Source organism: Halarcobacter bivalviorum, assembly GCF_003346815.1.
Classification (GTDB): domain Bacteria; phylum Campylobacterota; class Campylobacteria; order Campylobacterales; family Arcobacteraceae; genus Halarcobacter; species Halarcobacter bivalviorum.
In genome coordinates, this window is sequence record NZ_CP031217.1 from 2270226 (window position 1) to 2284453 (window position 14228).

At 29.5% G+C, this 14228-nt stretch carries 13 protein-coding genes; 6 read left to right on the forward strand and 7 right to left on the reverse strand.

Going from position 1 to position 14228, the window contains the following annotated elements; genetic code table 11:
• The first annotated feature begins 184 nt into the window (after window positions 1–184).
• Both ABIV_RS11510 and ABIV_RS11515 read left to right on the forward strand, forming a co-directional pair.
• Window positions 185–1525: an alanine/glycine:cation symporter family protein gene (locus tag ABIV_RS11510; RefSeq protein ID WP_114840018.1), complete on the forward strand. Its 1341-nt coding sequence runs from the start codon at window positions 185–187 to the stop codon at window positions 1523–1525.
• Window positions 1526–1579: 54 nt separating this feature from the next.
• A complete protein-coding gene (locus tag ABIV_RS11515; RefSeq protein ID WP_114840019.1) occupies window positions 1580–2194 on the forward strand; it encodes a hypothetical protein in 615 nt (204 codons plus the stop codon).
• Between the two features lie 24 nt (window positions 2195–2218).
• Here ABIV_RS11515 and trxA read toward each other — a convergent pair whose 3' ends face one another.
• Window positions 2219–2536, reverse strand: a complete 318-nt coding sequence (trxA, locus tag ABIV_RS11520; RefSeq protein WP_114840020.1) for a thioredoxin — start codon at window positions 2534–2536, stop codon at window positions 2219–2221.
• A 117-nt stretch (window positions 2537–2653) separates the two neighbouring features.
• Between trxA and alaS the strand changes: the two genes are divergently transcribed.
• Genes alaS through ABIV_RS11535 form a run of 3 tightly spaced genes read left to right on the forward strand, consistent with a single transcriptional unit; the run spans window position 2654 to window position 6203 of the window.
• Entirely contained in the window at window positions 2654–5221 is a 2568-nt protein-coding gene (gene alaS, locus ABIV_RS11525; RefSeq protein ID WP_114840021.1) for an alanine--tRNA ligase, read from the forward strand.
• 1 nt (window position 5222) lies between these two features.
• On the forward strand, window positions 5223–5702 hold the full coding sequence (locus ABIV_RS11530; protein WP_114840022.1) for a hypothetical protein: 480 nt from the start codon (window positions 5223–5225) through the stop codon (window positions 5700–5702).
• Window positions 5703–6203 carry an NlpC/P60 family protein gene (locus tag ABIV_RS11535; RefSeq protein ID WP_114840023.1) on the forward strand — a complete coding sequence of 167 codons (501 nt, stop codon included), beginning with the start codon at window positions 5703–5705 and terminating at the stop codon, window positions 6201–6203. It begins immediately after the preceding gene.
• 9 nt (window positions 6204–6212) lie between these two features.
• On the opposite strand, the gene ABIV_RS11540 is transcribed toward ABIV_RS11535, so the two are convergent.
• From ABIV_RS11540 to ABIV_RS11550, 3 genes are read right to left on the reverse strand one after another with little or no spacing between them, the layout of a single operon-like run.
• Window positions 6213–7139, reverse strand: coding sequence for an AEC family transporter (locus ABIV_RS11540; RefSeq protein ID WP_114840024.1), 927 nt, complete (start codon window positions 7137–7139; stop codon window positions 6213–6215).
• Window positions 7139–8413 carry a tellurium resistance protein TerC gene (locus tag ABIV_RS11545; RefSeq protein WP_114840025.1) on the reverse strand — a complete coding sequence of 425 codons (1275 nt, stop codon included), beginning with the start codon at window positions 8411–8413 and terminating at the stop codon, window positions 7139–7141. The genes ABIV_RS11540 and ABIV_RS11545 overlap by 1 nt, the downstream gene beginning before the upstream one ends.
• Window positions 8413–9360 carry a ketopantoate reductase family protein gene (locus ABIV_RS11550; RefSeq protein WP_114840026.1) on the reverse strand — a complete coding sequence of 316 codons (948 nt, stop codon included), beginning with the start codon at window positions 9358–9360 and terminating at the stop codon, window positions 8413–8415. Before ABIV_RS11550 ends, ABIV_RS11545 begins: the two co-directional genes overlap by 1 nt.
• Before the next feature lie 88 nt (window positions 9361–9448).
• On the opposite strand from ABIV_RS11550, the gene maf reads away from it, so the two are divergent.
• Window positions 9449–9997: a septum formation inhibitor Maf gene (gene maf / locus ABIV_RS11555; protein ID WP_114840027.1), complete on the forward strand. Its 549-nt coding sequence runs from the start codon at window positions 9449–9451 to the stop codon at window positions 9995–9997.
• Between the two features lie 145 nt (window positions 9998–10142).
• Here maf and dxs read toward each other — a convergent pair whose 3' ends face one another.
• The 3 genes from dxs to pheA form a co-directional block, all read right to left on the reverse strand.
• A complete protein-coding gene (gene dxs, locus ABIV_RS11560; RefSeq protein WP_114840028.1) occupies window positions 10143–11945 on the reverse strand; it encodes a 1-deoxy-D-xylulose-5-phosphate synthase in 1803 nt (600 codons plus the stop codon).
• Between the two features lie 6 nt (window positions 11946–11951).
• Window positions 11952–13073: a histidinol-phosphate transaminase gene (gene hisC, locus ABIV_RS11565; protein WP_114840029.1), complete on the reverse strand. Its 1122-nt coding sequence runs from the start codon at window positions 13071–13073 to the stop codon at window positions 11952–11954.
• An 83-nt stretch (window positions 13074–13156) separates the two neighbouring features.
• Window positions 13157–14224, reverse strand: coding sequence for a chorismate mutase (pheA, locus tag ABIV_RS11570; RefSeq protein ID WP_114840030.1), 1068 nt, complete (start codon window positions 14222–14224; stop codon window positions 13157–13159).
• Window positions 14225–14228 lie beyond the last annotated feature (4 nt).

Sequence of the window (14228 nt, forward strand, 5' to 3'; positions counted from 1 at the left end):
AATAATACTATAGTTTTGTTAAGCATTCGTTTAACCTTTTCTTAGAAGATAATTTTTTTCCTTTAGTAAATTTTATCGTATTAAACCTTAATATTTCTAAGGCTTTGCTTTGACGAATAATTATTCATTTTTTTTTAACTAACTCTAAGGTATTATACAAGCTTTCAAATTTAAGGGGTATAAAATGGAAATATTAGAAAAGATGATATCTACCGCCTCAGATTTTGTATGGGGAGTACCAATGCTAGTTTTATTAGTTGGTACAGGACTATTTTTAACTATTAGATTAAAAGGTATGCAATTTTGGGCATTAGGTCACGCTGTTAAATTAATTTTTACAAAAGAGAAAAATGCAGATGGAGATATTTCTCATTTTCAAGCATTAATGACAGCATTAGCAGCAACTGTCGGTATTGGAAATATTGTAGGGGTTGCGACGGCTATTACTTTTGGGGGACCAGGAGCAGTATTTTGGATGTGGGTTACAGGTCTTGTAGGAATGGCTACAAAATATTCAGAAGCAATATTAGCTGTAAAGTATAGAGAAAAAGGTAAAAATGGTTTTAAAGGTGGTCCTATGTACTACCTATCAAAAGGTTTAAATATGCCTAAACTTGCCTTTCTTTTTGCACTTTTTACAGTATTAGCATCTTTTGGTATTGGAAATATGACTCAATCTAATGCTATCTCAAATGCTTTATTTGCACAGTTTGAAACTCCTAATTGGGTTACAGGTATTATTTTACTTACAATCACTTCTTTTGTTGTAATTGGAGGAATTAAGTCTATTGGTAAAACTACATCTTTTTTAATTCCTTTTATGATTATTATCTATTTAGGTACTTCACTAACAATTATTTTTACAAACTTTGATAAAGTGGGTGATGCTTTTGGTATGATTTTTTATTATGCTTTTAATCCAATTGCTGCTGGTGGAGGTTTTGCAGGAGCTGCTGTTGCTGCTGCTATAAGATATGGTATTGCAAGAGGTGTTTTTTCAAATGAATCAGGACTTGGTTCTGCTCCAATTGCTGCTGCAGCTGCTAAAACAAATGACCCAGCAAAACAAGCTCTTGTCTCTATGACTCAAACTTTTATTGATACTTTAGTTGTTTGTACAATGACTGCTCTTATTATTCTTATGGCACCAGTTTGGCAAACAGGCGGAAGTGCAGGAGAGTTGACTTTAAAAAGTTTTGAATACTTCTTAGGGGATTTTGGAGCAATTATAATTGTACTTGCTACTGTACTTTTTGGGTACTCTACTATTTTAGGTTGGTCTTATTATGGAGAAAGAGCTTTTGAGTATATTTTTGGAGAAAAATCTATTAAATTATATAGAATTGTTTTTGTAAGTTTTATCGTTGTTGGAGCAATGATTGAATTAAAACTTGTATGGAATTTTTCTGATTTAGCAAATGGCCTTATGGCTATTCCAAACTTAATTGCTCTACTTCTATTATCTAAAGTTGTTTCAGAAGAGACCAATAGATATTTTAAAGAAAAAAAATTATATAAAAAATAATAAATATTAATAAAAATTATTTTATAATGTCTTCTTTTATTTTAAGGAGACATTATGAAAAGTAAGTTGTTTTATATAGTTTTACTACTATTATTATCAAAAAGTATCTTTGCTAAAGAGTATGATTTAAGTAGTATTTTTACTCAAAACTTTGACTTTAAGGCAGAAGTTTTAGTTGTTCCTGCCAATGTTAAAAACTCATGGACTAATGAAACAAGAGTTGTTGAAAAGAACTCTTCAGAAATTAAAGTTGAGGATAAAGACTATGAGAATGGGAACTTAAAAGAAATAGCTTATCATTGGTATGATAAAAATGGTATTAGAATTAAATATAAGTCTGCTTCAAAAGAGTACTCTATAAAAAACCAAAACTACAAAGCTTCATTTAAAAACCTAGAATTAGGAGATAAAGGAGACCTTCCTACACTTTATACTACTCAAGGTGAAATGATAAAAAGTAATTGGGAACTTTTTAAAGAAAAGGAAGAACTTTGTTTAAAAATCTTAATTAAATATATATCTTCTAATAATTTAATAAATGAATCAATTGAATACAATTATTATTTAAATGAAAGTGGAAAAATAAAATCTTTTATATTTAATTATTATACTGGGGACAAAATATTTCATCTATTAAAAGTTGAAAGTAAAGAAGTAAACTATAAATAATCTAAAGCCAAAGCTTTAGATTATTTATACAAGTGAGTTAATTTTTTCAGCTAATGCTTGTTTTGAGCTTGCTCCAACCATTTGGTCAACAATCTCTCCATCTTTCATAAATAGAATTGTTGGAATAGATCTAATTCCATATTTAACTGCTAAATCTTGTTGTTCATCTGTATTTACTTTACAAATATTTGCTTTACCTTCAAAATCCTCTGCTAACTCTTCAATTACAGGAGCTATCATTCTACAAGGTCCACACCAAGGAGCCCAAAAGTCAACTAAAGATACACCACTATTTACAGTTGCATCAAAATTTTCTGGAGTTAAATCTATATATTTACCCATTCTTAATTCCTTTTTATTGTCTAAAGTAACAAGATTATACAGTCAAAAACTTTAAATAAACTTGGCTAAATAAACTTTTAGATAGAATATATCTTAAATTTATTATGGATGATTTATATGGATATTAGAAAAGAGTATTTAGAGTTTTTTAAAAGCAAAGGACACGAAGTAGTATCTTCTATGCCTTTAGTACCTGATGATCCCACATTAATGTTTACAAATGCTGGAATGGTACAGTTTAAAGACATTTTTACAGGTGCTGTTCCAAAGCCAAGTAATCCAACTGCAACATCATGTCAGCTATGTGTAAGAGCTGGGGGAAAACACAATGACTTAGAAAATGTTGGTTACACAGCTAGACACCATACACTTTTTGAGATGTTAGGAAACTTCTCATTTGGTGATTATTTTAAAAAAGAAGCAATTGCTTATGCATGGGAATTTGTAACTGTAAATCTTGCACTTCCTACAGATAAATTATGGGTTACAATTCATAATGATGATGATGAAGCATATGAGTTATGGAAAGAACATATTGATGCTTCAAGAATCAAAAGATTCGGAGATAAAGATAACTTCTGGTCAATGGGAGATACTGGACCTTGTGGACCATGCTCTGAGATTTTTTATGACCAAGGAGAAGAACACTTTTCTTCTTCTGAAGATTATTTAGGTGGAGATGGAGATAGATTCCTAGAGATTTGGAACCTTGTATTTATGCAATATGAGCAAACAAAAAATGCAGATGGAACTATCACAAGAACAGAACTTCCAAAACCATCAATTGATACAGGAATGGGATTAGAAAGAGTTATTGCCATTAAAGAAGGTGTATTTAATAACTTTGACTCTTCAAACTTCCAACCAATTATTAAAAAACTTGAAGAGTTAGCTAAGAAAAAAGCTGATAAAGAGACTATTGGTTCTTTTAGAGTAATTGCTGACCACTTAAGAGCAAACTCATTTATGTTATCACAAGGGATTCTTTTTGGGAATGAGGGAAGACCTTATGTAAATAGAAGAATTATGAGAAGAGCTGTTAGACATGGTTATTTACTTGGATTTAGAAAACCATTTATGGCAAAACTTTACGATACTTTATGTGATATTATGGGTTCTCACTATATAGAATTAGTAGAACAAAAAGAGTATGTAAAAGAGCAATTAACACTAGAAGAAGAGAGATTCTTTAAAACAATTGAATCAGGAATGACTCTATTTAACGAAGAATTAGCAAACACTAAAGATAAATTTAGTGGAGAAGTTGCATTTAAACTTTATGATGAAAAAGGTTTCCCCCTTGATTTAACACAAGATATGCTTAGAGATAGAAATCTTGATGTAGATGTAGAAAAGTTTGATGAACTTATGGCAGAACAAAAAGCTAAAGCTAAAGCTTCATGGAAAGGTAGTGGAGACACTGCATCTGAAGGTGACTTTAAAGCTATTTTAGAAAAATATGGTGTAAATGAGTTTGTAGGATATAAAAATATCACTATAAAAAGTAAGATTATTGCTTTACTTGATGAGAACTTTAAAGAAGTATCAACTTTAGAAAAAGGAACAAAAGGTTGGGTTATGCTAGACAAAACTCCTTTTTATGCTACATCTGGTGGACAAATGGGAGATATTGGAGCATTAGAAGATAATGAGCATATTGCAATTATTGAAGCAACAGAAAAGTTCCATGGAATTAACCTTTCTAAAGTAAAAGTTGAGAAATCAAATATTTGTGTAGGTGAAGAGGTTAATGCTATTGTTGCAAATAGAGGTGAAGTAGCAAAACATCACTCAGCAACTCACCTTTTACAAAGTGCTTTAAAAATGGTTTTAGGAGATACAGTTTCTCAAGCAGGTTCTTTAAATGATGCTTCAAGATTAAGATTTGACTTTACATATCCTAAAGCTATGACAACTGAACAAATAGATGAAGTTGAAGATTTAGTAAACTCTATGATTGCAAGAGGATTAGAAGGTAATATTGAAGAACTTCCAATTGAAGAAGCTAAAGAAAAAGGCGCAATTGCTATGTTTGGTGAAAAATATGGTGATGTTGTAAGAGTTGTAAGTTTCGGTGATGTTTCTGTAGAATTTTGTGGAGGAACACACGTAAAAAATGCTTTAGATATTGGTTCTTTTTATATTACTAAAGAGTCAGGAGTAAGTGCTGGTGTTAGAAGAATTGAAGCAGTTTGTGGACTTGCTGCAATTAACTATACAAAAGCAATTATTAATGAGATGGCTCAAGTTAAAGCTGAAGTTAAAAATAGTGATGTAATAACTGGTATCAAAAAATTAAAAGAACAAATCAAAGAGCTTAAAAAAGAGCTTGATGATGCACAAAACTCTATTCAAACTCCTATTTCAGAAGAGACTATTAATGATACAAAAATAGTTGTTGATATTATTGAAAATGGAGACCTTAAGAAACTTGTTGATGATTATAAGAATGGAAATGAAAAAGTTGCTATCTTACTTATCCAAGCAAAAGGTGATAAGGTAATGTTAGTAGCTGGAAGCAAAAATACAAATATCAAAGCAGGTGATTGGATTAAAGCAATTGCACCAATCGTTGGTGGGGGAGGTGGTGGAAGACCAGACTTCGCACAAGCAGGTGGTAAAGATGTTTCTAAAGTAAAAGAAGCAAAAGAAGCTGCACTTAACTTTGTAAAGGAAAACTTATAAGATGGAAACATTGTTTAACAATTTTTCTTCGCTTATAGTATTTTTACATGTTCTTTCTGCTGTAGTTTGGGTAGGAGGAATGATTGTAATTAGATTTGCCGTTCACTACTCTATGCAAAGTGTAGAAGAACCTCAAATCAAATTAGGAAGAACTTTAGAAAATCTAAAAAGATTTTTTTCTATGGTTATTCCTTCAATAATAATTTTGCTATTAACAGCTATCATTATGATTATAGCTTTAAAATTTAAAGGTACAGAACTTTATGCTTTTGTAATTGCAAAAGAAGTTGTATGGGTTGTGATGACAATTATATTTACACTTGTTTATATAAAAAGAAATCAAGCACAAAAAGCTTTTGACAAAGGAGAGTTTCCCCTTGCAAAACAAAAGCTTCAACCAATTGCTAGTTTTCTAATTCCATTAAATATAGTATTGGGATTAGTAGCTATTTATTTAGGTGTTACATTAAGAGGATTCTAAATGAGAGTATTTAAACTATTACTTACTTCAATAGTTTTTATCCTATTTACGGGTTGTTTTTCAAGCAACTCCGTAGCACTTAACCCTAAACCAAATCCAAATTTAAAATTTAGAGATTATGAAGAAAATCAAAAACTTTATAATCAACTTCTTGCACACTACAAACAATGGAAAGGTGTAAAATATAAGTATGGTGGTAATTCAAAAAAAGGTATTGATTGTTCTGCTTTTGTACAAAATACCTATAGAAATGCTTTAAAAATAAAAATTCCTCGTACTACAAAACTTCAATCTCAAGTTGGTCAAGAAATTGGAATGGCTGATTTACAAATTGGAGATTTAATCTTCTTTAAAACTGGATATAAAACAAGACATGTAGGTATTTATATTGGTGGGGGAGAGTTTATGCATGCTTCTACAAAAGTTGGAGTTACTATCTCAAGTTTAGATAATCCATACTATATAAAACAGATATGGAAAATCCAAAGAGTTTTTAACTAAAAATTTTAATTAAAAGCCTCCATAAATGGCTAACATTATTGGAATATAAACAACAGAAACTATTGTTGATAAAAGTACTGTAAATGAAGCCTTTTCAGGTTTTGCTTTTAGTAATACAGCTAAAGTTACAGTATTTCCTGCAAGTGGTACAATTGAAAACAAAAACATAACTTTATAAATCTCTTCATTTAAAAAATTGATAAATGTTTTATCTACAAAAATTATTGCTAAAACAACTGCTGGCCAAAAAATAAATTTAAAGAAGTATGAGATTTTTATATATTTTTTATCAAAATCTGCTTCTAAATTAAAGCCTTTCATTCCCATACCTAACATCATCATTCCTAAAATCCCATATGCCCACTTTAAATTCTCAAAATAAGGAACAATAATCTCAGGAGTTCTAAATCCTACAAGGTTAAATGAAAGTCCTGCAATAAAAGCATAAAGAAGTGGTAGTTTTAATACCTTCATTATAGATTGTCTTGCTGTAAAACTTCCCTTTGCAGTAACATAAAAACCTGTTGTATTCTCATATAAAAGTGAAGCTAATGTACCAAAAATAAAGATATTTGCAACACTTGGTTCTAATAAAATCATAGCTAAGGGAATACCAAAATAGCCAGTATTTCCTGTCCCACAAGTAAAAGCTAAAGTATTTACACTTGCATCATTCCACTCATTTTTATATTTTTTCAAAATATAAAAAGCAATCGTACTTCCAAAGATAAAAATAAAAAGAGGTAAAAATACCAATTGCATATTAATTTCAATTGATAAAACTGCAAAAAAGATTACTATAGGTCCTAAAATATAAACTAATAAAAAAGCGATTTGTTCTCTTTTGATTTTAAAATATCTAGCTAAAAGATATCCAATTCCTATATTTAAATATAAGGGTGCAATTTTTCCTAAAATAATAAAAAATATATTCATTAAAGTCCTAAGTAATTTGATAAAGCGAAAAGCATTATAACACAAATGAAATACATCTTTATAGCATAAGGTAAATTGATTTTAAAAACCTCTTTTGCCTTTAATTCATATCTTGCTTGCATTGTAAGGTTTAAACCACTAAAAGGAGAAGTAGAAACTGCTGTTGCCCAAGACATTAAAAAAGTAGCTGCTAAAAGAGTATGATTTAACTGGTCAACCCAATTACCTAAAACAGCAATTGAAATAATAGGATGAATTCCTACAAATGAAAGAGCGATTAAAATAAACAATAAGATTGAAGCATATAAGCCATTTAACTGTTCAATTGGCAAAGATAAATTCATTCCTAATAATACAGAACTGATACTAACTCCAAACATACCAGCAATTAAAAATAGTGCTATCTCATTTTTCATTTTTGGAAGTTCAAAAGTTATATGAGCAATTAACATCTCTTTACTTTTTTTCACTTTGTATTTAAGAGGTAAAATAAAAAAAGTAAGTAGTAAAGAGAAAATAGAGATAAGTAAAATCACTTTCACACTTGGAAAAATGTAGTTTGTAACTAATACTAAAATAGCTAATAAAAAGGGTAAATATAGTGTTTCAAACTCTATTGGGTAACCTTTAAATTCATCTAAACTTGGTTCATTTTTAATTTCAAAGAAAGTTACAAGAAAAGCAATAAAAGCTAAAATAATCCCCATCATTAATATTATTGAAGAGGATAGTTTAGGAGCATAAGTAATTGCTGCTGCAAAGGCTACAAAAAATGGAGACCAATAAGCATCAGAAGAGAAAGCTCGTGTAAGTGTAATTACTTGTAAATTTGTTAATTTTGATTTTTCATATAGTTTATCTGCAACAATAATCAAAGAAGAAAGATTAATCACAGAACCAAAAAGATGTACTCCTAAATAGGTTTTAAAAAAGCTCTTTTTTCCACTTGGTAAAGACTTAACATTTTTGGCTTTAGGGGTAGCAATCAATCTTAAAAAGCCCACTCCAATTAGTAGTGTTAATAGATATTGGTTTACACTGAAAACCTTTATATAATCTATTTCAAAGCCACTAAAAAAAGAGTAAGAAAAAGCAATAAAACTTAAAGCTAAGAGTTTATATAAAAGAGATTTACCATTTACATTTTTAAATAGAGTTATAAGAGCAAACCAAGCCAATATACCAGCTAAGAATATATACTCATTATTAAAAAAATAAGCAAAAATAGTTATAAGAAAAGAAGAAAATATTAAACTTCCTGAAAATCTTTGCACTACTTACTTCTTTTTTTATTGTATAAAAATTCTAAAATAGTTGATACACTTCTTGTATAAGGAGCATCTAAACCTTGTTTTTCACAATTTCTAATAACTGCCCCACAAATTTCATCTAATTCTAAATCTCTATTATTTTCTGTATCAACCCACATTGAAGGTTTTATTGATTCAAAATTTGTCATTAATTCAAACATTTTGTTTGCATCTTCTTGGGTTAGATTAACACCAATTGCATTTGAAGCAAGGGCAGCTTCACTCATAAGACCATAAATAAGCTTTGATACCTTTTCATCTCTAATTAAAATACCTGAATACTCTTGAAGTAATGCACAAATTGCATTTACTCCATTGTTTATTATAAGCTTATTCCAAAGCTCTAATTTAATATCTTCACAAAGTATAGTTTTAGTGGATGTTTTATCTAATAAAAGTTTTAACTGCTCTAAAAACTTTTGATTTTGATTATTTGGAGATATAGCACCAAGTAAAGTTTGAACTTCCCCTGTTGAATCAATGATACCCAAAGACATTGTATGAGCAGCAATAAGTCTTGTAAGTCCTCCTATTACATACTCTTTAGGATAATATTTAGACATAATATCTTCATTTTCTACACCATTTTGCAAAGAGATATAATATGGTATTTTTTTAGCATCCTTTATCCAAGAAGCTAAAGATTTAGAGATGTTTTCAGTACTCATAGATTTTGTTGCAATAAAAATTGCATCAACTCTTTTGGGATTCTCTTTTATTAACTCTTCAATACTTAGAGTCTCTATTTTATCTTCGATGACATAGTTAGGATGAGTTAGTTTAATTTTATTATTTTTTAAATATTTTAGATTTTCACCTCTTGCTACAAATTTAACATTGCAGCCAATATTATGAAGAATCATTCCATAAAAAGCCCCTATTCCACCAGCACCTATCACAACTATATTCATAAATTTTCCTAATATTACATTCTATTTTTAAAACAAGTATTATATACTAATTGAGTATAATTCAAATAAAAAAGAAGGAAATATTATTTTGATTAGACTAGGTTCGAATTCACCAACTAGAGCACTTATTTTAAAAAACTTCAAAATTGATTTTATCCAAAATGGTGGAAATTTTAATGAAGATACAATATTAACTACAAATCCTAAGTCTTTCTGTTATGAAGCTACAAAAGGAAAATTTGACGAACTATATAAAAAGTATGGAATTGAAGAAATGCCACTTCTTGTATCTGACTCTGTTGTAACATCACATGGCAAGCTACTTAGAAAAGCAAAAGATGAAGCAGATGCAAAAAGAATGTTAGAACTTCAAAGTGGAAGTGAAACATCAGTTATAACATGTATGATTTACAAATCAAAGAAAAAAGAGTGTATTGATATCTCTATCACAACTTATGTATTTGATAAATTTGATGAAAAACATATGGAAGAGTATATTAAGTCTGGTGAATGTTTTGGAAAAGCAGGAGCTATAATGGTTGAAGGTTTTTGTAAACCTTATATAAAAAGTGTAAAAGGTTATGAAAGTACAGCAATGGGCTTATGTGCTGAAAAACTATTACAGTTTATAAATTAAAAAAAGGAGTCTAAATGCCTCCTTTACAATTTGAAATAAACAATATACCAATTTTTTAGAACATATAGGGGAAGATTTTCATCTTATTGAGAAGTATTTTGGTTCTTAGGAAAGAGGAGAAAATCCTCTTACATGAGAAGAAAAGCTACTTAATCTTTTCTACTAGCTGATGAGGATGAAGACCTAAGCCTTCTTCTACTAACTTAGTATCTCCGTGTTGAATAAACTCATCTTCATACTCAAAAGAAGTAAGATTTACACAAAGATTTTCTTTATTTAGAAATTCCAAAATTGCACTTGCAACTCCACCTTGTTTTTGAGAATCAGAAAAAACATACCAATCATCATATTTAGATGATAATTCTTTTAATAAAGTTTCATCTAAAGGTTTTACAAATCTTAAATCTAAAATTGCAATATCTTCTTCATGTAATTTTTCAGTTTGACAGGCTCTTGAAACTCCTGCTCCATAACCAATAAATAGTTTTTTAGAAGTACCTTCTTTTAGTAGTTCAGCTTTACCTAGTTCAAACTTACTTGAAGGGAAATCAACTTCACCAAAAGCTCCTCTTGGGTATCTTATTGCACAAGGTCCTTTTGCTTCATAGGCAAACTCTAAAGAGTGATTTAATGTCTCATTATCCCTTGGAGCACAAAGAATCATATTTGGAATAAATCTTAAATATGAGATATCAAAGGCACCTTGATGTGTTTCTCCATCATTTCCAACAATTCCTGCTCTATCAATTGCGAAAACAACAGGAAGCTTCATTAAACATACATCATGAATAATTTGGTCAAAACCTCTTTGTAAAAAAGTAGAATAGATAGTAATAAAAGGTTTAAAACCCTCTTTTGCCATAGCTGCCATAGAAGTAACTGCATGTTGTTCTGCAATTGCTACATCCCAAAATCTTTGTGGAAACTTTTCAATAAGTTTATCTATTCCTGTTCCACTTGGCATTGCAGCAGTTACACCAACAACATTTTCATGTTTTTCTGCTAATTCTACTAAAGCATCTGCAAAAACTGCTGTCGCCGATTTAGCTGCTGCTTTTTTAGTGAACTCTCCATCTTCAACATTAAATGGACCTACTCCATGCCAATGTTCATGTTGACCTTCAGCTATTTTATAACCTTTTCCTTTTACTGTTCTGGCATGAACAATAACTGGTTTTTTCATATCTCTTGCAATCTCTAAAGTATCAATAATCTCTTCTAAATCATGTCCATCAATTGGACCAATATAATCAAGACCCATCTCTTCAAATAAAATTCCAGGAGTAATTAACTTCATTGCTTCTTCCATTCTTTTTGCAATATAAGTTGTTCCTTCTGGCATATTATTTCTAATAAAAGAGTCTACTTTCCCTTTAAAATTTTGGTAATATTTACCAGCAAGAATTTTTGAAAGGTATTTTGAGATAGCTCCAATTGGTTTTGCAATTGACATCTCATTATCATTTAAGATAATTACAACAGGAAGTTTTAAATCGCCTAATTCATTTAAAGCTTCATAAACCATCCCAGCAGTCATAGAACCATCACCTATCATTACAACAGGTACTCTATTCTCTTTTTTTAGCTGAATAGCTTTTGCTGCACCAACGGCAAGAGAAATAGAAGTTGAACTATGTCCTGCTACAAAATAATCAGCTTCATTCTCTTTAGGTTTAGTAAAACCACTTAAACCTTTATATTGTCTAATAGTTTCAAACTCTTCCCATCTTCCATTTAAAAGTTTATGGGCATAGCACTGATGTGAAACATCATAAATAAAGGGGTCCTTTTTTACATCAAATACTTTATGCATTGCTACTGTTAATTCAACAGCACCTAAAGTTGATGAAAAGTGTCCACCTTTTCGTGATACAACATCAATAATACGCTCTCTAATATCAGAGCATACTTGCTTTAATTCCGCTAAACTTTTATCTTGTACTTCCATAATATTTTATAAGTTCTCTACTTTTTTTAAATCTTCTAATACTTCATCAAGTACTTTAAATACTCTTGTATTTTGTTCCTTAGAACCAATTGTAATTCTAATTGCATTTAACCCATAACCAGTTAAATCTCTGATAATAATTCCTCTTTCAAGTAGCTTTTGTGCAACTTCTGATGATAAGTAATTACTATCAAATTTAATTGTAATAAAGTTTGTATAACTTTCAATATACTCAAAACCTCTTTGTTTTGCATACTCTTCATATCTTGTCATCTCTTCAAAATTTAAAGCTATACATTTTTGAACAAACTCTTCATCTTTTATTGCTTCAATTGCTGCTGCTAAAGAAAGAGTACTAATATTAAAAGGAGGTCTTAATTTATACATAGTTTTAATAATACTTGTTTGACCTATTCCATATCCAACTCTCATTCCACCTAAAGCATAAGCCTTTGAAAAAGTTCCTAAATATACTGCATTTGGAAATTTTTCAATTAAATCAGCTGGATCAATTCTTTTTTTAGAATCTTTAAATGAAGCATACTCTTGATATGCACCATCAATGATAACTAAAGTCTCTTTATCTACTTTTGCAAGAAATGCATACACATCATCTCTATCTAAACATTCACCTAATGGATTATTTGGTAAACATAAAAAGATAATATCTGCACCTTGACTTTCATACATCTCTTCAAATTGTGCTAAATTGTGTTCATCATCTTTTGTTTTAATAATCTGTGCACCAGCTTGTCTTCCATAAATCTCATACATTGCAAAAGTTGTTCTAGACATAAGCATTTTAGAGTTCTCACTACATTTAGCTTTAACAAGAAAATCAATTACTTGGTCACTTCCTGAACCTATAATAATATTATCACTTGTAACACTAAATTTTTTACCTAATGCTTCTTTTAATTCATACATCGAATCATCTGGATACATAAACATATTTTTTGATAAAGAAGCAATTTTTTCAACTACTTTAGGAGATGTTCCATATGGATTCTCATTTGATGCTAATTTAATAATATCTTTTGTATCAACTCCATAATCTCTTACAACTAACTCAATTGGTTTTCCAGCTTCATAAATTTTACAATTATCTAATAGCTTATTAAATTTCATTTATATTCCTCAGAATAGTCCCCAAATTTAGGAACTTTTATATTATAATTTTTTAAATAAGAACGCAAATAGTTACTTTTAAACTATATATCTTTTATCTCTTTTACATAAGACCCAAGTATTTTAATTGTATCTTTATGTCTTTGTAATACATCTTTTACATTATCATCTAATTGATGTCCATCAAAATCTATAAAAAAGATTGAATTACCCTCAACAATATGTGATTTAATTTTAGTTAAATTGATATCTGAATTATTAAAATCTGTTAAAAATTCAACTAAAGTCCCTTGTCTATCTGGAAGCTCAACTAAGATAGAAGTTTTATCATTACCACTTTGTGCATTTTCAAAGTTACTTATAATAAAAAATCTCGTCTTATTATTATCTTTATCTTCTATATTTTCAAATAGAATTGGTAAATTATTTAGCTTTGCCCCAACATGAGGACAGATAGCAGCACTATTTGGTTCTCTTGCTGCTAATTTTGCTGCTTTTGTTGTTGACTCAATTGGTATTAATTCAACTTCATTAAGACCAAAATTTGTTAAGAATTTTCTACACTGTTCAAAAGCAATATCTTTTGAATAGATTCTTTTTATATTCTCTATTTTATCACAAGTTGAAGCTAAAGTATGATGAATATCAAGTACAACTTCTGCAACAATTTTTAAATCATACTCTTTTAAACAATTTATTGTATCAGTTACTATTCCATTTGAAGAGTTTTCAATAGGAACAACCCCAAACTTAGCTTTTCCTGTATGAACTTCTCTAAAGATTCCTTTAATTGAAGAGATTGATACATATGAACTCATTGCACCAAACCTTCCCTCTGCTGCTTGATGAGTAAAGCTTCCTTCAGGACCAAGATAAGCTACATTTTCTGGAAGTTCAATATTTCTAGAAATAGCAAAAATTTCTAAAAATAGTGCTTCAATTGCAGCTCTATTTAATCTTCCATTATTTAAAGATTCTAATCTATCTATAATAGCTTTTTCCCTTTCAGGCCTATAAATAGAACCACCACTTTGAGCTTTTAAAAGCCCAACTTGATGAACAATATCCATTCTTTCATTTACTAAATCTAATAATCTATTATCAATAGTATCTAACTTGTCTCTAAGTTCTTTTAAACCAGCTTCACTCATTTTA

Excerpts from the sequence above, each read along its gene's own strand:
- ABIV_RS11515 (WP_114840019.1), top strand. The coding sequence starts at position 1,580 with ATGAAAAGTAAGTTGTTTTATATAGTTTTACTACTATTATTATCAAAA.
- ABIV_RS11535 (WP_114840023.1), top strand. The coding sequence starts at position 5,703 with ATGAGAGTATTTAAACTATTACTTACTTCAATAGTTTTTATCCTATTT.
- alaS (WP_114840021.1), top strand. The coding sequence starts at position 2,654 with ATGGATATTAGAAAAGAGTATTTAGAGTTTTTTAAAAGCAAAGGACAC.
- hisC (WP_114840029.1), bottom strand. The coding sequence starts at position 13,073 with ATGAAATTTAATAAGCTATTAGATAATTGTAAAATTTATGAAGCTGGA.
- ABIV_RS11510 (WP_114840018.1), top strand. The coding sequence starts at position 185 with ATGGAAATATTAGAAAAGATGATATCTACCGCCTCAGATTTTGTATGG.
- pheA (WP_114840030.1), bottom strand. The coding sequence starts at position 14,224 with ATGAGTGAAGCTGGTTTAAAAGAACTTAGAGACAAGTTAGATACTATT.
- ABIV_RS11550 (WP_114840026.1), bottom strand. The coding sequence starts at position 9,360 with ATGAATATAGTTGTGATAGGTGCTGGTGGAATAGGGGCTTTTTATGGA.
- dxs (WP_114840028.1), bottom strand. The coding sequence starts at position 11,945 with ATGGAAGTACAAGATAAAAGTTTAGCGGAATTAAAGCAAGTATGCTCT.
- trxA (WP_114840020.1), bottom strand. The coding sequence starts at position 2,536 with ATGGGTAAATATATAGATTTAACTCCAGAAAATTTTGATGCAACTGTA.
- ABIV_RS11530 (WP_114840022.1), top strand. The coding sequence starts at position 5,223 with ATGGAAACATTGTTTAACAATTTTTCTTCGCTTATAGTATTTTTACAT.
- ABIV_RS11540 (WP_114840024.1), bottom strand. The coding sequence starts at position 7,139 with ATGAATATATTTTTTATTATTTTAGGAAAAATTGCACCCTTATATTTA.